This window comes from Sanguibacter keddieii DSM 10542 (assembly GCF_000024925.1).
Lineage (GTDB): Bacteria > Actinomycetota > Actinomycetes > Actinomycetales > Cellulomonadaceae > Sanguibacter > Sanguibacter keddieii.
Genome location: NC_013521.1, coordinates 800,050 through 816,789, shown reverse-complemented (window position 1 = coordinate 816,789; position 16,740 = coordinate 800,050). Strand labels below are relative to the sequence as shown.

Genomic DNA, 16,740 nt, shown 5'->3' with positions numbered 1-16,740 from the left:
GGACGCCCGGCCTCGGTGCCGGACGGCGGACTGGCCGGTCGAGCCTGGCTCGTCCGGACCGTCGTGTCTACATCGTTGTAGAGCGATGATGCCCCACCCCCCCGGCACCGTCAACAGGCCGCGAGCGCCATCACCGGGACGGCCACGGGGCCCGGGCGCCACGTGACACCGGACACACCGCGCAGAGCGGGCGGGTTGCGCCCGGATCTGCGGCGAGGGGTCGGCAAAACCCGGCAGAGGGGGCTACTGTGCTGTCTACCCGAGTTTTGTACAACGATGAAGAACCACGGGCGGCGGTCTCGAGACCGACCCTGACGAGCCTCGGCTCCGAGCGGGACGGACGGACGACCAGGCCGCGCTGCACCGGTGCAGCGCGTTCACGTAGCAACGAAGGAGTGGCTATGCACGACTGGGCTATCCCAGACCGACGGAGCGCCAGCACCAGCCCGGCGCACCCCCGTCCCGGACGAGACGACGGACCCGACGCAGGCGGCCTGTCCCGACGCTCGTTCCTGCGCGGCAGCGCCTTCATGGCCGGCGGCGCCGCGCTCATGGCCCTCGGCGGCTGCGGCACGGTCGCCCGCCCCCAGGACCAGCTGAGCTTCTGGCACCTCCTCACCGGCAGCGACGGCCGCACCCTGACGACGATGATCGACGACTTCACCGCCGCGAACACCGACGTCACGGTCCGCCAGACCATCCTCGGCTGGGGCTCGCCGTACTACACCAAGCTCGCCATGGCCTCGGCCGGCGGCCGCGCACCCGACATCGCCGTGATGCACAGCGCCCGGGTCCCCGGCTACGCGCCCGGCGGCCTGCTCGACGCCTGGGACGCCGACCTCCTCGCCGACCTCGGCGTCTCGGCCGAGACCGTCCCCGAGCTGGTGTGGCAGAAGGGCCTCAACGGCGACCGCGTCCTGTCGGTCGCGATCGACACGCACCCCTTCGTCCTCTACTACGACAAGACCGCCGCCGGCCAGGCCGGCGTGCTCGACGAGGCCGGCCTCATCACCGGCGCCGACTCCCCCGAGGGCTTCCGCGACGTCGCGCTCGCGATGGCCGAGGTGACCGGCGGGAACGGGCTCGCCTACGGGTTCCTCAACGACCCCTCGAACATGTGGCGCATGTTCTACACCTGGTACAAGCAGACCGGCGCCGAGATGTCCTTCCCCGAGGGCGGCACGGTCCAGTACGACCGCGACGCCGCGATGACGTCCCTCGAGTGGATCCAGTCCCTCCTCGACGACGAGGTCGCCTCGAGCAGCAACGACGGCGGCACCGCGATCTCCGAGTTCGCGACCGGCCGCACCGGCCTGTTCCTCGGCGGGGTGTGGGAGATCGGCACCTTCAAGGAGAACGACATCGACCTCGGGATGCAGGTCATCCCGACCGTCTTCGACAACCCCGTGGCCTTCTGCGACTCGCACTCCTTCGTGCTGCCGCACCAGTCGTCCCCCGACGCCTGGAAGCGCGAGAAGTCGCACGAGTTCGTGGCCGACCTCCTCAAGTCATCGCTCCAGTGGGCCGAGGCCGGGCACATCCCCGCCTACACGCCGGTCCTCGAGTCTCCCGCCTACCAGGAGCTCGTCCCCCAGCGCGACTACGCCGACGCCGTCGACCACGTCGTCTACGACCCCGAGGCCTGGTTCAGCGGGTCGGGGTCCGACCTGCACCGGCACTTCGGCGACGCCATGCAGAGCGTCTACATGGGGTCTGTGGCCCCCGCCGACGGTCTCGACGCGTTCGTGAACCGCATCAACACCCTGATGTCCCGGCCGAGCCCGGTCTGACCGACGAGAGGGACGAGGAAGTCTCATCATGACCACACCTGACCTGAAGGGGCGCACAGACGCACCCCCCTCCCCCGCGGCACCCGACGCCGCCGCGCGCTCGCTCAGCGCCCGTCGGCGCTCCGACACCATCCGCGGCTGGATGTACATGGCGCCGTTCGCGATCGCCTTCCTGCTGTTCCTGGTCTGGCCGACCGTCTCCGGGTTCTTCATGAGCTTCACCGGGCGCAGCCTCACCGGCGCCGGGTCCGAGCTCGTGGGGTTCGCCAACTACACCGAGGCCTTCGCCGACTCCGAGATGTGGAAGTCGCTGTGGAACACGGTCGTGTTCACCGTGCTCAGCACCATCCCGCTCGTCGTCGTGGCCCTCCTGCTGGCCACCCTGGTCAACATGAACCTCAAGGGCCAGTGGGTCTGGCGGCTGTCGTTCTTCATGCCGTTCCTGCTCGCCTCGACCGTCGTCTCGCAGTTCTGGCTCTGGATGTACAACCCGCAGCTCGGCCTGGTCAACGAGGTCCTCGGCTGGGTCGGGATCGAGCCGAAGGCCTGGCTGCAAGACCCGTCGACCGCGATGATGTCCGTCGTGGTGACCACCGTCTGGTGGACCGTGGGCTTCAACTTCCTGCTCTACCTGTCCGCCCTCCAGAACATCCCGGACCACCAGTACGAGGCGGCCGCGCTCGACGGCGCGAGCACCCGCCGCCAGTTCTTCTCGATCACGCTGCCCCAGCTGGGCCCGACGACCGTCCTCGTGTCGATCCTGCAGCTGCTCGCCTCGCTCAAGGTCTTCGACCAGATCTACCAGATGACCGGTGGTGGCCCCGGCGGCGCGACCCGCCCGATCCTCCAGTACGTCTACGAGGTCGGCTTCACCGGGTACCGGCTGGGCTACGCGTCGGCGATCTCGTACATCTTCTTCTTCCTCATCGTCGTCGTGTCCCTCGTCAACATCCTCGTCATCAACCGCAGAGGAGCACGGTCGTGACTGCTCAGACTCTCGAACGCACGCCCGTCACCTCCGCGCGCGGGGCCACGAGGAAGCCGCGGCGCAAGCCTCGCGCCGGACGCATCGCCTCGTACGTCGTCATCGCGGTGCTCGCCTTCGGCTGGCTCGTGCCGGTCCTGTGGGCCGTGATGACCTCGCTCAAGACGGAGGCCGAGGCAGCCGCCGCGCCGATCACGATCATCCCGGAGAGCGGCTTCACCCTCGACGCCTACGCCCGGGTGCTCTCGTCCAGCCAGGTGCCGCGGTGGGCGCTCAACAGCCTCATCACCGCCACGGCCGTCACGCTCATCACCCTGGTCATCAGCGCCCTCGCCGGCTACGCGCTCTCCCGCCTGGACTTCAAGGGCAAGAAGGTCGCGATGGCCGTCATCATCGGCTCGATCATGGTGCCCGGGCAGATCCTCATCGTGCCGCTGTTCCAGCAGATGCTCGACTTCAACCTCGTCGACACCTACTGGGGCGTGATCCTGCCGCAGATCGTCGCGGCGCCCATGGTGTTCATCCTCAAGAAGTTCTTCGACCAGATCCCCCGCGAGCTCGAGGAGGCCGCCCTCGTCGACGGCGCGAGCCGGCTCCGGATCCTCCGCCAGATCATCGTGCCGCTGTCCCGCCCGATCCTCGCGGCCGTGTCGATCTTCGTGTTCATCGGCGCGTGGAACAACTTCCTCTGGCCGTTCATCGTCATCAACGACTCCGACCTCATGACGCTGCCCGTCGGCCTGCAGACGGTGATCAGCGCCTACGGCATCCAGTACGCCCAGAACATGGCGCAAGCCGTGCTCGCCGCGCTGCCGCTGATCCTCGCGTTCCTGTTCTTCCAGCGCCAGATCATCAAGGGGATCTCCACGACCGGCATCGCCGGCCAGTAGTCACCCCTCCAGCACGGACGACGACGGCGGGGCCGGCACAGGTGTGCCGGCCCCGCCGTCGTGGTGCGCTCGGCAGTGGCGAGCGGCGCCGTCAGCCCGCGCGGTCGCGCAGGTCAGCCCCGCGCGGTCGCGTCGACCTGGGCGAGCAGCTCGAGCACGTGGTCGACGAGCAGCCCGGCGGTCTCGGCGTCGTAGGACGCGTGCCCGGGGTCGGCGAACAGGTGGCCGCTGCCGGGGAACAGCACCAGCTCGGCGTCGGGCGAGTCGGCGGCCAGCTGGCGTGCGGCGTCGATGTCCCCCTCGTCGACGAAGTACGGGTCCTCGGCGGTCGCGAGCACACGGACCGGGACCCCCTCCGGCCAGCTCTCGCCGAACTCGCCCACCGGCAGGCACGAGCTCACCAGCACTGCGCCGCCGGCACCCGGGGTGGTCTGGGCGAGCCGCTGCGCCGGGACGACACCGAGGGAGAACCCGATGTACACCGCACCGGCAGGGGTGCCCTCGGCGGCCTCGGCGCCTCGCCGCATGATCGTCCCGAAGCCCACCTCGGAGGCGTGGTCGACGCCGGCCTCGATGTCGTCGAAGGTCCGCCCCTCGAACAGGTCCGGCGTGCTCACGGTGTGACCGGCTGCGCGCAGCAGCTCGGCGAAGGTCTCGACGCCCGGGGTCAGCCCCAGCGCGTGGTGGAACAGCACTACCTCAGCCATGTCACTCCCTCGTCTCGTGCACAGACCCCCACCCTCCCCCGGACGACCGCCGAGGTCCAGTGGCGATCCCTCGGGTAAACAGGCAGGCGCGAGACCAGCCCAACGGGCCGGCTCGCGTCCCACGCGTCCAACGACCCGGATGTGCACGCCGCGCACTCCGATGGTCAAGATCTTGCCGACCGACCGGTGAGCAACCACTCACGACATGACCTAGATCCCGGACACAGGGGCGCGAAACACCTACCAGCTGCCCCTCCGAACACTCAGGTGGCACGGATTCGCACTCAACTCTTCTCGACCTTCTTCTGCCCGCCAGTGCTCGGTCGTAGTGTGCTGACAATCACACGAGAGGGGGTGGCAAAGAATGGAAAGTATTCCCGTCAAGACCGTCGACGAACTCGAGGTCGTCGAGATCACCTACGAGCTCCAGGACTGCGGAGTCAACCACGTCATCTGCTGACATCTCTCACGCGAACGTCGACCGCCGTGGGCTCCAGATGGATCCTGACGAGCCGAGGAAACATCTGGAGCCCATGTGAGTACCGTACGATTCCTGAAAACCGACGCATCCATCTGGTGCCTCACGCCGAAGGCGACCGTCAGAGTCCCACGGACTCTTGATGACTCTGCAGAGAGCAGCCACGCACTAACCGGGCTCACGAGGCGCCTGGAGGAGCGAGGGCTCATGAACCCTCCTCTCGAGACCTCCTTCTCTGCGACCATCCTCACCTCTTCTGATTGCAACTTCGGGTGCTACTACTGCTTCCAGAACGTGGCCGACGGTGGAGACGGGCCACCCGACCGGATAGCTCGGACACAACTCACCGACGAATCCGCTTTGAAAATCACGGCGTACATCAGGCGAAGGATGCGATCCCAGCAGAGAAGCACTGCGAAAATACTGCTCTTCGGCGGCGAACCACTCATGAGCTTTGGTCCATGCTTGACCGTTCTTGAAGACCTCTCCGACGTCTTGAGCCACGCCTCGATCATCACCAACGGTTATCTGCTGACAGAATCACGAGCGACTCGACTCTGGAAATCTGGGCTCAAGAGCGTCCAGGTCACCTTCGACGGAGCGCGAGAGCACCACGACACCATGCGTACCACTCGAGCAGGCGGACGACCGACCTTCGACCGGATCATCCAGAATCTTCGGCGCGTGCAGGAGGCCACCTCTCTGCAGATCAGCATCAGGTTGAACGTCACCTCTGAGACCGTGGAAGGGCTCCCGAGGTTCCTCGAACAGGCTGCTGAGCTCGATGCCTCTCAGATCACGCTCGACCTGGCTGTCATCCGCGACTACCGGTGGAATCTCTCGTCATCCTCAGGGGCATCGGTCAAGCGCACGGTCGACACCTTGCTGGCCATGGCGCGAGAGTCGATCGCAGCCGGGTTCACGATGGCCCGCCCCAGGAACGGAGGGTGCTCGTTCTGCGGGCCACCGCCCGGAGAGGGCGGCGCGGTGATCGGACCAGACGGCACGCTGTACAGCAGCTGGGAGACGGCGGGCCGGCCGGAGTACGCCATGGGGACCGTCGAAACGGGGTACCTGTCGGGCGGCGGCGAGAAATGGCAATCCTGCCAAGGATTCTCCTCGGACCACTCCCCGGACCTCGACCACGCTGGTCTCGTGCAGGACTCGTTCGATGCCAACTTGCTCGACATGATCCACGCTCCACGCGCCGATGGGACCGCGCCATGATGGCAGCCGACTTCTACTCTCCGATCAGCAGGTACTACGACCTCGCCTTCCACGGAGGAGATGCCGACCTCGACCTCTGGAGGTCCGAGTCCACGGGGACGAGCTCGATCCTGGAGGTCGGCTGCGGTACCGGACGAGTGCTCTCAGAGCTTCCCAGACCAGCTCGTCGCGTCGGTCTCGACATCTCGCTCGGCATGCTCGCGGGCGCTCGAGAGCGTGTCGCCGGGCAGGACGTGCGTCTCGTCCAGGGGGACATGCGGCAGATGCCCTTCGACGACGAACAGTTCGAGCTCGTGATAGCACCTCGAGGCGCATACTCACACCTGCTCAGCCGAGAGGACCTGGATAGCGCGGCCCACGAGCTCCTGCGCGTCTGCCGGGGTGAGGGTCGAGTCATCGTCGACATACCCGATATCCGCTCCCTCGCGCAGAGCATCACCGCCCAGCCGTCGGCCGAGGTCGACCTGCCGACAAAATGGATCAGGACGCGATCGACCACATATCGGCTCGAAGGCACCGCACGCCGTCAGAGCAGCGGCCCCGTCGTCACCTTCGACCTCTCGCTGTCGGAGGAACGACCAGAAGGTCGGCTCACGCTCGCGACCTTCTCACCCGCGACGCGGGTCCTCGATCCTCTCGACGTGCTCGGCTCGTTCGAGGCGACAGGGCTGGTGCGGCACGCTCGCGTCGTTGAGGTACCGCGGGCTCAAGCATTAGGTCCTCGGATCCGGTTGTTCGCCACGAGGAGCTGACGCTTTCGTGAAGGTGCACTACTCCAACCTCGATCGTCGGGACATCCGGCACCTCCTCCGTGCCTGGCAGGGCCACGGACTGGCGAACCCCACCCCCGGCCACGTCACGCGCTGGTTCAGGACCCTAGCCGACCACGAGACGCTCGGCGCCTTCACGCACCATGCAGGCGTCCGGAAGCTCGCGGCGGGCCTGACGTGCCCGATCAGAGAGCTCACAGTCCCTGGCGGCGCCACTTTGCTCGTCCCAACCGTGAGGTGGCTCATCTCTGACGGCCAGACCGCTGCGCAGCCGGTCGTGCGAGATCTTCTCCGGAAGTTCCTGGAGGACACTCACGCGTCCCGGAAGTACGCCATGGTGGCGACCATGCTGGCGGGTACACGCCAGTCTTCTGTGCTCGGGATAGGGATGGCTACACAGTCGGTCCTGCACGAACCGCGACCTCCGGCTGGCGTCCCAGCAGGACATCCGGCTGGCCTGATTCTCGAGTCCTCACCGCTGGACCGTGCGACGACCGAATCATTGATGCGGTTCCGGTCATCTAGGTCCTCGCGGGTCGGAACACTCGCATCGACCCCCGAGGACCTCGACTTGTTGTGGCAGGACGAGCAGGGAGGGTCCCTGGAGAAGCCATTCGCAATCAGACTTCTCCGACAGGACGGCAGCCTGGAGGCGTTCGCCGTCGCGGCCTATCGGCGGGACGACAACAGCCGGCCATTGCAGGTCCTCGACCTGTGCGCCCCAGTGCGTGCAGAGCGAGAGCTCTGGGACCTCATAGTCGCCGCCTACCCTTCATGCCGAGTGTTCTCCGGCCCACGCCCTCTCGACGAGTCCCGCCCCCCTGACTCCCCTGGGACGACGATCCCTGGCCTCTACCTGAGAATCCTCGATCCGGTGAGAGCCTTCGAGTCCAGAGCCTTCGGTGCCGATGTGAACTTGACTCTGCAACTCAGCGACCGTGAGTTTCCCGTGAACTCACGTGCCTGGAGATTGTCCGTCACGAACGGCGCAGGAACCGTCTGGCCAGCTCTCGAACCGCCAGACATCTCGTTGACGCCCCAGGTCTTGGCAGAGCTCTACCTCGGGGGCGCCTCATGGATCTCCAAGCGCGACGACGGACTCCTGTGGGAGCACAACAGCGGTGCGTGCCTGCGCGCAGATGCCGCATTCTCTGGTCCAATCCCCCACCACGGGATCAACATCTGAAGAGGGCAGCATCAATGACAGTCGCGCAGGTTCGTCGGCGCTACGCCGGGCTCACGGCACTCCAGATCCTCGGGACGTCGATGATGCTCCCGGTGCTCGTCATCCTCATGGGCGAGAGGGGCCTGTCCGTCCGAGACGTCGGGCTCGTGCTGGCTGTCGGTGCGCTCTCGATCGCCCTGCTCGAGGTGCCCCTCGGCATCGCCTCCGACCGGATGTCCCGGCGGACCGCCCTCGCAGCGGCGTGCCTCGGTCGAGGGGCCGCCTTCACCGGCCTGTTCTTCGCGTCCTCGCTGCCGCAGTTCATCTTCTGGTCTGTGGTTTTCGCGCTGGGCCGGGCCTTCGAGTCAGGCCCGCTGCAGGCCTGGTTCGTCGAACGGACGCGGAACGCAGCCACGACTCCGGCCGAGGCCGACCTCGCGACGTCTCGTGGCCTCGGGCGCGGCTTCGCGACCATGGCGCTCGGGGGTGCACTGGGCGCACTGCTCGGTGGCGGACTGGCGGCAGCACTCCCGCCCGAGGTGACGATCGCCGGCGTGCAGACGACGGGGGTGGCCGTGCCTCTTCTCGTCGCCGTCATGGTCGAGGTGGTCTGCCTGGTAGCGGTGCTGTACCTCGTGACCAGTCAGGCCCGCGAGCCTGACCTGCGCAGCACGACCGTGCGGCACGCGGTGCACGACGCCGCCCGACTCGTCTCGACGAACCGGATCTTCCTGCTGTTCGCCTGCCGGTGGTTGCTGTTCGCAGCCGCCTTCCAGTCCTTCGAGCTCGTCGCTCCGCTATACATGCGCTCCGAGATCGGCTCGGCGGGCTCGGCGGCGTCGGCGTTCTCCGTCGCCATCATCGTGACCCAGCTGAGCGCAGCAGCAGGTGCCTCGCTGAGCGGCAGGCTGGCTGGACGGTACGTGTGGTACCGCGCCGTCGGGCTGCTGTCGCTGCTCGCCGGCATAGCCATCATGGCTGCAGGGATGGTGCCGTCCACCATCGGGTTCGTCCTCTGCTTCGCGCTCGCGTTCTTCCTCGGTGGACCAGTCAGCGCCCTCCAGGGGCCAACGCTGCACCGGCAGGTGGACGACACGCAGCGCGCCACCCTGCTGAGCCTCGAGTCCGCTGTCGCGAACGTCTCGGTCTTCGCCGGCTCGCTCGCCCTCGGCTGGCTCGTCGAGGCGACCAGCCTGTCCGTGGCACTCGTGGTCGCGGGAGTCCTCGCCGCGTCCGCTGCGGTGCCGTCGCTGCTCATCGGACACAGGTCGCTCCGCGACCGGTGACCGGAAGGCGCGCCACGTCTGTCCTAACCGGGACCCGAGGGAGGTCCGGCTCAGAGGCCGCCGGACCTCTGCTCTGAGCCGGAGCCGGACGTGCCGGTGGACTCGCGGACCACGATCTCGAAGCCGGCGACCACCGAGGTCGGGGTCCAGTCGTCGCTGCCGCGTGCCGCGATGCGGGCCTGGAGGAGGCGGACGGCCGTGGTGGCGATCTCCTCGCGTCCCGGCGACACCGACGTCATGGGCGGCGAGGCGTACCGGGCCTCGTCGATGTCGTCGAAGCCGATGACCGCGACCTCGTCCGGCACGGACACCCGACGCATGTGCAGGGCGTGCATCGCACCGAGGGCGAGGGCGTCGTTGAGACCGAAGACCGCATCGATCTCCGTCCCCGAGTCGAGCAGGCGGTGCATGGCCTCGGCGCCGTCCGCGCGGTGCCACAGGCCCGCCTCGCCGACGAGAGCGGGGTCGGCGGCGATGCCTGCGTCTTCGAGGGCCTTGAGGTAGCCCTGCGTGCGCAGCACGGCCGACCCGACGTCCTCGCCGACGTGGGCCCCGATGAGCGCGATGCGACGGCGCCCCTGGGCGATGAGGTGCGCCGTGGCGGCCCGGGCAGCCTCGACGTTGTGCATCGTCACGTGGTCGTGCCCGACGTCGAACACGCGCTCGCCGAGCAGCACCACGGGGAAGTCCACGTCGAAGGCCGCGCGGTCCTGGGGACCGAGGTCGAGGGGAGAGAAGATCACCCCGTCGGTGAGGTGCTTGCGCTTGCCCGACAGCACCTCGAGCTCGCGCTCGCGCGTCGCGCCGGTCTGCTCGATGAGCACGGTGAGGCCCACCGCGTCCGCGGCGCGGATCACGGAGTCGGCGAGCTCGGCGAAGTACGGCAGGCTCAGCTCCGGGACCGCCAGGCAGATCATGCCCGTGCGGCCCGACCGGAGGTTCCTGGCCGAGACGTTCATCTGGTAGTCGAGCTCGGTGATGGCCGCGAGCACGCGGTCGCGCGTCGTGTCACGGATGTACGGGTACCCGTTGACGACGTTCGAGACCGTCTTGATCGAGACGCCAGCCAGCTGCGCGACGTCGTGCATCGTTGTAGCCATCTGGTGGTCCTCACTACCCCCGGGAACGACTCGGGCCCGGTCGAAACCGGGCCCGGACGAGACTACTTCTTGTTACGACGCTGGTGGCGCGTCTTGCGAAGCAGCTTGCGGTGCTTCTTCTTTGCCATACGCTTGCGGCGCTTCTTGATGACGGAGCCCATGGGTCCTCGCAATGTTGATCGGGTCTGCTCACGCAGCACGTCGTAGAACCGCCCAGAGCCTCGTGCCGGCACCTGGCCGGCGACTCCGAGTGGCGCACGTGACGCCCACGCTCGGGAAAGTCCTGCCCTAGCCTACCTTCTTCGGGAGGCTAGACGCGACGCGACGGCAAGCATCGACCTCGGCCGACGACTGACGACGCCTCGCAGCCGTCACGAGGACAGCTGGTCACCCTCGATCCTCGAGGACGACAGGTATGCGGTGAGCGCGTCCTGCGGCACCCGGAAGGACTTGCCGACGCGCACGGCGGGCAGCTCGCCCGAGTGCACGAGGCGGTACACGGTCATCCTGGACACCCGCATCGCGTCGGCCACCTCGGCGACGGTCAGGAACTGCACGCGCGGTGCTTCAGAGCTCATCGTGTGAACCTTCGTGTCGCGACCCTGGACGGGCCGTGCGGCGTGCCGGTGGAGGCGGCACGGAGTTCGGTCGGCACCCGGTGGTCGCCTCTGACGCGGTGGACCGTGTGACACCTGGGGCGCACGTGACATGAGCCCTGGGCACACACTAGAGGCTCCACGACGCGGAGGAAAGGCACGACGCCGCGGCTGCGCCCCTTTCACCCCGATCCTCCTCAGACGTCCAGGCTGACGTCCACCCCCAGCAGCGGGAACGTCGCCTGCCGGGTGGCACGGATCGCCCGGTCCACCCCCTGCTCGGGGTCGTAGCCCTCGCCCCACGGGCGGAAGGTCACCGGCCCCTCGGCGTCGCACATCACCTCGGGGGCGCGGTGCCCGAGCACCGTCTCGACGTGCGTCCGCCAGACGGCAGGGACCGATGCGGCCGGGTCGACCGGGCGGTGCTGGGCGATCGCCAGGACGTGGCACCAGGCGACCGGCACCACCTCGACGATCGCGTAGCCCCCTCCCCCGAGCGCCACCCAGCGACCGTCGCTCAGCTCGTGCGACAGCTCGTGGACCCACCCGGTCGCCTGACGCTGCGCGTCGACGCCGACGTCGAGGTCGCTCAGGGTGTCGCGACCGTGCGCGTCGCAGCCGTGCTGGGACACGATCACGTCGGGCCGGAACGCCCGCAGCGCCTCGGGCACCACCGCGTCGACGGCACGCAGCCACTCCGCGCTGCCGGTCCGGGGAGGCAGCGCGACGTTGACCGCACCTCCGGGGGCGGCTGCCCCGCCCGTGTCCGTCGCGTGCCCGGTGCCGGGGAACAGCGTCGCGCCGCTCTGGTGGACCGAGACGGTGAGCACCCGCGGGTCGTCCCAGAAGACGAGCTCGACGCCGTCGCCGTGGTGCGCGTCGAGGTCGACGTACGCGACGCGCTCAGCGCCCGCGTCGAGCAGCGCGCGGATCGCGACGGCCGCGTCGTTGTACACGCAGAAGCCGGCCGCCCCACCGGGCATCGCGTGGTGCATGCCCCCCGCGATGCTCACGCCGTGCAGGGCCTCGCCCCGCCAGACGGACGACGCGACCGCGACGGTCCCGGCGACGATCCGTGCGGCGGAGTCGTCCATCCCGGCGAAGATCGGGTCGTCCTCGGTCCCCAGGCCTCGGTGCACGTCCTCGACGCCGTGCGCGGCGGCGTGCACCGCGGCGACGTACGCCGGCTCGTGCACGGTCGTCAGGAGCGCGTCCGGGGCGACGCCGGCGTCGACGAGACGCACGTGGGCCTCGTCGAGCAGGCCGAGGGCGCCGGCGAGGCGCACGGTGAGGTCGAGCCGCACGGGCGACATCGGGTGCCCCGGGCCGAAGTCGTGCTGGGCGAGCTCGGGGCTCCAGGCCACGTCGGTACGGGCAGGCACGCTGTTGGGCATGGTCCACGGTAGCGCGCCGGGCCTGCGCCGGAGGGCACGTCGCACCTGCCCGCCCGTGTGTCTCTGGCCTCCGCCGTCGCTCCCCGCTCGACTCGTGGCAGAGTTCGGCTGGTACGTGTCACCTCCGACTCATCTCCAGCGCAGGGAGCGCCTCATGGCATCCGGGGTCTCGGGCCGCATCTGGGCGGGCCGCGAGCTGGTCGACCGCATGGCGCGGCAGTCTCCGGCCCGGCTCGCCATCACCGTGTTCGCCGCGGTGATCGCCGTCTTCACCGGTCTGCTCTCGACGCCCTTCGCGACCACCAGCGGGGTCCGGGCGCCCTTCGTCGACGCGTTCTTCACGGCGACCTCGGCCGTCTGCGTCACCGGCCTCGTGACCGTCCCGACGGGGACCTACTGGTCACCCTTCGGCCAGGCCGTCATCCTCGTGGCCATCAAGGTCGGCGGTCTCGGCGTCATGACGCTGGCCTCGCTGCTCGGCATGGCCGTCTCCCGCCGGATCGGGCTCACCCAGAAGCTGCTCACCGCCTCGGAGACCAAGACCACCCGGCTCGGCGAGGTCGGCTCGCTGATCCGCGTCGTCATCATCACCTCGACGACGATCGAGGTGCTGCTCGCCCTGCTGCTCGTCCCGCGGTTCCTCGTGCTCCGCGAGACCACCGGCGAGGCCCTGTGGCACGGCATCTTCTACGCGGTCTCGGTGTTCAACAACGCCGGCTTCATCCCGACCGAGGAGGGGCTCACCCCTCACGCGGGCGACTGGCTGCTCCTCGTCCCGATCATCGTCGGCGCGTTCATCGGTGCTCTCGGCTTCCCCGTGATCCTCAACGTGGCGCGCAACCGTCGGCAGTTCCGCCGGTGGAGCCTGCACGCCAAGCTCACCGTCGTCACCTCGGCGCTGCTCGTCGTCTTCGGGGCCGTCATGTTCATCGCCCTCGAGTGGACCAACGCGGGGACCTTCGGCTCGATGTCGGTCGGTGACAAGCTGCTCTCCGGGGTGTTCATGAGCGTGATGCCGCGCTCGGCCGGGTTCTCCACCGTCGACATCGGGCAGATGCACGAGGCCAGCTGGCTCATCACCGACGCCCTGATGTTCGTCGGTGGTGGCTCCGCCTCGACCGCCGGCGGCATCAAGGTCACGACGCTGGCCGTCATGATGATCGCGATCGTCGCCGAGGCCCGGGGCGACCGCGACGTCGAGGTCTTCGGGCGACGCATCCCCCGCGACACGCTCCGCCTCGCGGTGGCCGTCGTGTTCGTCGGCGCCACGGCGGTGCTCGTCTCGTGCCTGCTCCTGCTCGAGATCACCGGGTGGTCGCTCGACGTGGTGCTCTTCGAGGTGATCTCGGCCTTCGCGACGGTCGGTCTGACCACCGGCGTCACCCACGAGCTGCCCGAGGCCGGCAAGTACGTGCTCATCGCCTTGATGTTCATCGGCCGGACCGGCACCATGACCCTTGCTGCAGCGCTCGCGCTGCGCGACCGCCGCCGGGTCATCCGGCTGCCCGAGGAGAGGCCGATCATTGGTTGACAACACTGCTGAGCGGGTCTCCCGCTCCGCGAAGGTCTCGAAGTCCGACGCCGGCGTGCTCGTCGTCGGGCTCGGGCGCTTCGGCTCGGCGATGGCCATGACTCTCGACCGCCTCGGGCAGGACGTGCTCGCCGTCGAGCGCTCCCCCCAGCTGGTCGCGCACTTCTCGGACCGTCTGCCCATCGTCGAGGCCGACGCGACCAGCCCCGAGGCTCTCGAACAGCTCGGGGCCCGAGACTTCTCCGTCGCGGTCGTGGGGGTCGGCACCTCGCTCGAGGCGAGCGTGCTCATCACCGGCAACCTGGTGGACCTCGGCACCGCGCAGATCTGGGCCAAGGCGATCTCGGCGGAGCACGGCAGGATCCTGCAGCGCATCGGTGCGCACCACGTGGTGTTCCCCGAGGCAGACGCCGGGAACCGGGTCGCGCACCTGGTGTCGGGCAAGCTCCTCGACTACATCGAGGTCGAGGACGGCTTCACCATCGTCAAGATGCGCCCGCCGCGGGAGACGCAGGGCTTCACGATCGCGCAGACCAAGGTGCTCGAGCGCTACGGCGTGACGATCATCGGGGTGAAGTCGCCCGGGCAGGAGTTCGTGTACGCCGAGCCCCAGACGCGGATCGCGGCCACCGACCTGCTCGTGGTGTCGGGCCACTCCGACCTGCTCGAGAGGTTCGCCGCGCGACCCTGAGCACCCAGGCGCCACCACCGAGCACCCGGGCGCCGCCACCGAGCACCGAGACGCCACCCCTGAGCGACACGTGATCTGCACGGCAAGACCACGGTCCCACCACTCACCTCTCGGCGTCCTCGCAGCGAGCGGTGCCACCATCGACGGATCATTGCGGTGCCCGCACCCGCGCCACGAGGAGAACCACACCAGCATGCACGACCGACACCCGCAGACGCCGCCGGCGTTCCGCTTCGCCCCGAGCCTCAGCACCGAGTCCGTGCTGAGGCTCCCGGTGCGCGAGGCGGTCGCCGCGTCCGAGGGTCGGACCGGGTGGATCGCCCGGGCCGGGGCCTACCGCCCTGCCGAGCCTCCTGCCCGCAGCGGTCGGGGGCCCGCCGACCGGGAGCACAGGTCGGCGCGCGCCGACAGGCGCCCAGAGCGGGGCGACCGGTCAGACCGCGGAGCCATCACGGGCCCGGGGTCCGAAGACCGCGCCTGAGCGAGACCGTGCGGTGAGCGCCAGAGGGGCCCTGGACGACGTCCAGGGCCCCTGTGCGCTGCTGCTGGGCGCCCGGGGCCACAGGGCACAGACGTGGCCGAGCGTGGGGCTCAGAACCCCTGCGCGAGCCTGTAGTACGCCTGGTTCCAGCGGAGCTCCTGCGCGAAGCCGCGCGACGTGGTCGTCTCGTCGATGGTCGCGAGCTCGGTCCGCGCCATGTCGGAGAAGTCCTGGAAGGCCTCGAGGCCCACCGCGGTGCTCATCACCGTGTGGTGCGCGGCCCCCGCGATCAGCCAGGCCTCCGCCGACACCGCGAAGCTCGGCTGCGGCTTCCACACCGCGCGTGCCACGGGCAGGTTCGGCAGCTCGTGGCCGGGCTCGACCACGTCGACCACGTTCACGGTGAGGCGGAAGCGCTCGCGCATGTCCGACATCGCGACGACGACAGCAGGACCGGGATCGGTGTTGAAGACCAGCCGGACCGGGTCCTCCTTGCCGCCGATGCCGAGCGGGTGCACCTCGAGCGAGGGCCGCGACGTGGTGAGCGAGGGGCAGACCTCGAGCATGTGCGCGCCAAGGATCTTCTCGTCGCCCGGGGTGAGGTCGTAGGTGTAGTCCTCCATGAGGGACGCTCCACCGGGGAGCCCGTAGCCCATGACCTTGGCGGCCCGGACGAGCAGGGCCGTCTTCCAGTCTCCCTCGGCACCGAAGCCGTAGCCCTCGGCCATGAGGCGCTGCACGGCGAGCCCGGGGAGCTGGCGCAGCGCGCCGAGGTCCTCGAAGTTCGTCGTGAAGGCACCGAAGTCGCCCGCCTCGAGGAAGGACCGCAGCCCCGCTTCCTGGCGCGCGCCGTAGCGGAGCGCGTCGTGGCGCTCGCCACCGGCGCGCAGCTCGGGCGCGACGTCGTAGAGCTCCTCGTACTCGGCGACGAGGGCGTCGATCACCGACTCCTCGACCGCGTCGACGGCCTCGACCAGCTCGTTGACGCCCCAGGTGTTGACCGACACCCCGAGGCTGATCTCCGCCTCGGTCTTGTCGCCCTCGGTGACGGCCACGTTGCGCATGTTGTCGCCGAAGCGCGCCAGACGCAGGTTGCGCACGGCGTCGAAGCCCGCGGCGGCCCGCGACCAGGTACCGATCTTCGCGGCGACGGCGGGGTTGGACACGTGCCCGACGACCGTCTTGCGCGGCACGCCCATGCGCGTCTGGATGTACCCGAACTCGCGGTCGCCGTGGGCGGCCTGGTTGAGGTTCATGAAGTCCATGTCGATGTCCGCCCACGGCAGCTCGACGTTGGCCTGCGTGTGCAGGTGCAGCAGCGGGGTGTCGAGCGCGTCGAGGCCCCGGATCCACATCTTGGCCGGGGAGAACGTGTGCATCCAGGCGACGAGGCCGATGCACGCGGGGTCGGCGTTCGCCTCGAGGGCGGTGCGCTTGATCGACTCCGAGTCCTTGAGGACGGGCTTCCAGACCACACGGATCGGGACGTCGCCGGCCTCGTCGATGGCCGCGGCGATCGCCTGGGACTGCTCGGCGACCTGCTGGAGGGTCTCCTCGCCGTAGAGGCCCTGCGACCCGGTCAGGAACCAGATCTCTTTGCCCTCGAACGGGTTCTTCATGGTGTGTGTCCTCACTCCGGCAGCCGTGCC

The 16,740-nt window shown here is 69.1% G+C and carries 16 protein-coding genes; 10 read left to right on the top strand and 6 right to left on the bottom strand.

What is annotated here, in order from left to right; all coding sequences use genetic code 11:
- The first annotated feature begins 401 nt into the window (after positions 1 to 401).
- From SKED_RS03465 to SKED_RS03455, 3 genes are read left to right on the top strand one after another with little or no spacing between them, the layout of a single operon-like run.
- A complete protein-coding gene (locus SKED_RS03465; RefSeq protein WP_012865736.1) occupies positions 402 to 1,790 on the top strand; it encodes a substrate-binding domain-containing protein in 1,389 nt (462 codons plus the stop codon).
- A gap of 28 nt (positions 1,791 to 1,818) precedes the next feature.
- Complete coding sequence (locus SKED_RS03460; protein ID WP_012865735.1) at positions 1,819 to 2,775, top strand: carbohydrate ABC transporter permease; 957 nt, start codon at positions 1,819 to 1,821, stop codon at positions 2,773 to 2,775.
- Positions 2,772 to 3,665, top strand: a complete 894-nt coding sequence (locus SKED_RS03455; RefSeq protein WP_012865734.1) for a carbohydrate ABC transporter permease — start codon at positions 2,772 to 2,774, stop codon at positions 3,663 to 3,665. The genes SKED_RS03460 and SKED_RS03455 overlap by 4 nt, the downstream gene beginning before the upstream one ends.
- A gap of 113 nt (positions 3,666 to 3,778) precedes the next feature.
- Here the strand turns inward: SKED_RS03455 and SKED_RS03450 are convergent, their stop codons facing one another.
- Positions 3,779 to 4,372 carry a dienelactone hydrolase family protein gene (locus SKED_RS03450; RefSeq protein WP_042437732.1) on the bottom strand — a complete coding sequence of 198 codons (594 nt, stop codon included), beginning with the start codon at positions 4,370 to 4,372 and terminating at the stop codon, positions 3,779 to 3,781.
- Positions 4,373 to 5,057: 685 nt separating this feature from the next.
- On the opposite strand from SKED_RS03450, the gene SKED_RS19410 reads away from it, so the two are divergent.
- The 4 genes from SKED_RS19410 to SKED_RS03430 are packed head-to-tail and all read left to right on the top strand — an operon-like array spanning position 5,058 to position 9,298.
- Positions 5,058 to 6,077, top strand: a complete 1,020-nt coding sequence (locus tag SKED_RS19410; protein ID WP_081447912.1) for a radical SAM protein — start codon at positions 5,058 to 5,060, stop codon at positions 6,075 to 6,077.
- Entirely contained in the window at positions 6,074 to 6,829 is a 756-nt protein-coding gene (locus SKED_RS18845) for a class I SAM-dependent methyltransferase (protein ID WP_012865730.1), read from the top strand. Before SKED_RS19410 ends, SKED_RS18845 begins: the two co-directional genes overlap by 4 nt.
- Before the next feature lie 7 nt (positions 6,830 to 6,836).
- The gene (locus tag SKED_RS03435; protein WP_012865729.1) at positions 6,837 to 8,033 is read left to right on the top strand and encodes a sterol carrier protein domain-containing protein; all 1,197 of its coding nucleotides are present in this window, start codon (positions 6,837 to 6,839) and stop codon (positions 8,031 to 8,033) included.
- Positions 8,034 to 8,047: 14 nt separating this feature from the next.
- Entirely contained in the window at positions 8,048 to 9,298 is a 1,251-nt protein-coding gene (locus tag SKED_RS03430; protein ID WP_012865728.1) for an MFS transporter, read from the top strand.
- A gap of 50 nt (positions 9,299 to 9,348) precedes the next feature.
- On the opposite strand, the gene SKED_RS03425 is transcribed toward SKED_RS03430, so the two are convergent.
- The 4 genes from SKED_RS03425 to SKED_RS03415 form a co-directional block, all read right to left on the bottom strand.
- The gene (locus SKED_RS03425; RefSeq protein ID WP_042437730.1) at positions 9,349 to 10,398 is read right to left on the bottom strand and encodes a LacI family DNA-binding transcriptional regulator; all 1,050 of its coding nucleotides are present in this window, start codon (positions 10,396 to 10,398) and stop codon (positions 9,349 to 9,351) included.
- A gap of 62 nt (positions 10,399 to 10,460) precedes the next feature.
- Positions 10,461 to 10,559, bottom strand: coding sequence for a 30S ribosomal protein bS22 (locus SKED_RS19405; RefSeq protein ID WP_003792170.1), 99 nt, complete (start codon positions 10,557 to 10,559; stop codon positions 10,461 to 10,463).
- 210 nt (positions 10,560 to 10,769) lie between these two features.
- Positions 10,770 to 10,976, bottom strand: a complete 207-nt coding sequence (locus SKED_RS03420; protein WP_042437729.1) for a helix-turn-helix domain-containing protein — start codon at positions 10,974 to 10,976, stop codon at positions 10,770 to 10,772.
- 215 nt (positions 10,977 to 11,191) lie between these two features.
- On the bottom strand, positions 11,192 to 12,388 hold the full coding sequence (locus tag SKED_RS03415) for an acetoin utilization protein AcuC (protein WP_012865726.1): 1,197 nt from the start codon (positions 12,386 to 12,388) through the stop codon (positions 11,192 to 11,194).
- A 154-nt stretch (positions 12,389 to 12,542) separates the two neighbouring features.
- Here SKED_RS03415 and SKED_RS03410 point away from each other — a divergent pair, with 154 nt between their 5' ends.
- The 3 genes from SKED_RS03410 to SKED_RS03400 all read left to right on the top strand — a co-directional run bounded on the left by SKED_RS03410 (position 12,543) and on the right by SKED_RS03400 (position 15,091).
- A complete protein-coding gene (locus SKED_RS03410; RefSeq protein ID WP_012865725.1) occupies positions 12,543 to 13,919 on the top strand; it encodes a TrkH family potassium uptake protein in 1,377 nt (458 codons plus the stop codon).
- The gene (locus SKED_RS03405) at positions 13,912 to 14,610 is read left to right on the top strand and encodes a potassium channel family protein (RefSeq protein WP_012865724.1); all 699 of its coding nucleotides are present in this window, start codon (positions 13,912 to 13,914) and stop codon (positions 14,608 to 14,610) included. Before SKED_RS03410 ends, SKED_RS03405 begins: the two co-directional genes overlap by 8 nt.
- 193 nt (positions 14,611 to 14,803) lie before the next feature.
- The gene (locus SKED_RS03400) at positions 14,804 to 15,091 is read left to right on the top strand and encodes a hypothetical protein (protein WP_012865723.1); all 288 of its coding nucleotides are present in this window, start codon (positions 14,804 to 14,806) and stop codon (positions 15,089 to 15,091) included.
- Positions 15,092 to 15,201: 110 nt separating this feature from the next.
- On the opposite strand, the gene araA is transcribed toward SKED_RS03400, so the two are convergent.
- Complete coding sequence (gene araA, locus SKED_RS03395) at positions 15,202 to 16,710, bottom strand: L-arabinose isomerase (RefSeq protein ID WP_012865722.1); 1,509 nt, start codon at positions 16,708 to 16,710, stop codon at positions 15,202 to 15,204.
- Between the last annotated feature and the right edge of the window lie 30 nt (positions 16,711 to 16,740).

Excerpts from the sequence above, each read along its gene's own strand:
- SKED_RS03465 (WP_012865736.1), top strand. The coding sequence starts at position 402 with ATGCACGACTGGGCTATCCCAGACCGACGGAGCGCCAGCACCAGCCCG.
- SKED_RS03460 (WP_012865735.1), top strand. The coding sequence starts at position 1,819 with ATGACCACACCTGACCTGAAGGGGCGCACAGACGCACCCCCCTCCCCC.
- SKED_RS03450 (WP_042437732.1), bottom strand. The coding sequence starts at position 4,372 with ATGGCTGAGGTAGTGCTGTTCCACCACGCGCTGGGGCTGACCCCGGGC.
- SKED_RS19410 (WP_081447912.1), top strand. The coding sequence starts at position 5,058 with ATGAACCCTCCTCTCGAGACCTCCTTCTCTGCGACCATCCTCACCTCT.
- SKED_RS18845 (WP_012865730.1), top strand. The coding sequence starts at position 6,074 with ATGATGGCAGCCGACTTCTACTCTCCGATCAGCAGGTACTACGACCTC.
- SKED_RS03430 (WP_012865728.1), top strand. The coding sequence starts at position 8,048 with ATGACAGTCGCGCAGGTTCGTCGGCGCTACGCCGGGCTCACGGCACTC.
- SKED_RS03425 (WP_042437730.1), bottom strand. The coding sequence starts at position 10,398 with ATGGCTACAACGATGCACGACGTCGCGCAGCTGGCTGGCGTCTCGATC.
- SKED_RS19405 (WP_003792170.1), bottom strand. The coding sequence starts at position 10,559 with ATGGGCTCCGTCATCAAGAAGCGCCGCAAGCGTATGGCAAAGAAGAAG.
- SKED_RS03420 (WP_042437729.1), bottom strand. The coding sequence starts at position 10,976 with ATGAGCTCTGAAGCACCGCGCGTGCAGTTCCTGACCGTCGCCGAGGTG.
- SKED_RS03415 (WP_012865726.1), bottom strand. The coding sequence starts at position 12,388 with ATGCCCAACAGCGTGCCTGCCCGTACCGACGTGGCCTGGAGCCCCGAG.
- SKED_RS03410 (WP_012865725.1), top strand. The coding sequence starts at position 12,543 with ATGGCATCCGGGGTCTCGGGCCGCATCTGGGCGGGCCGCGAGCTGGTC.
- SKED_RS03400 (WP_012865723.1), top strand. The coding sequence starts at position 14,804 with ATGCACGACCGACACCCGCAGACGCCGCCGGCGTTCCGCTTCGCCCCG.
- araA (WP_012865722.1), bottom strand. The coding sequence starts at position 16,710 with ATGAAGAACCCGTTCGAGGGCAAAGAGATCTGGTTCCTGACCGGGTCG.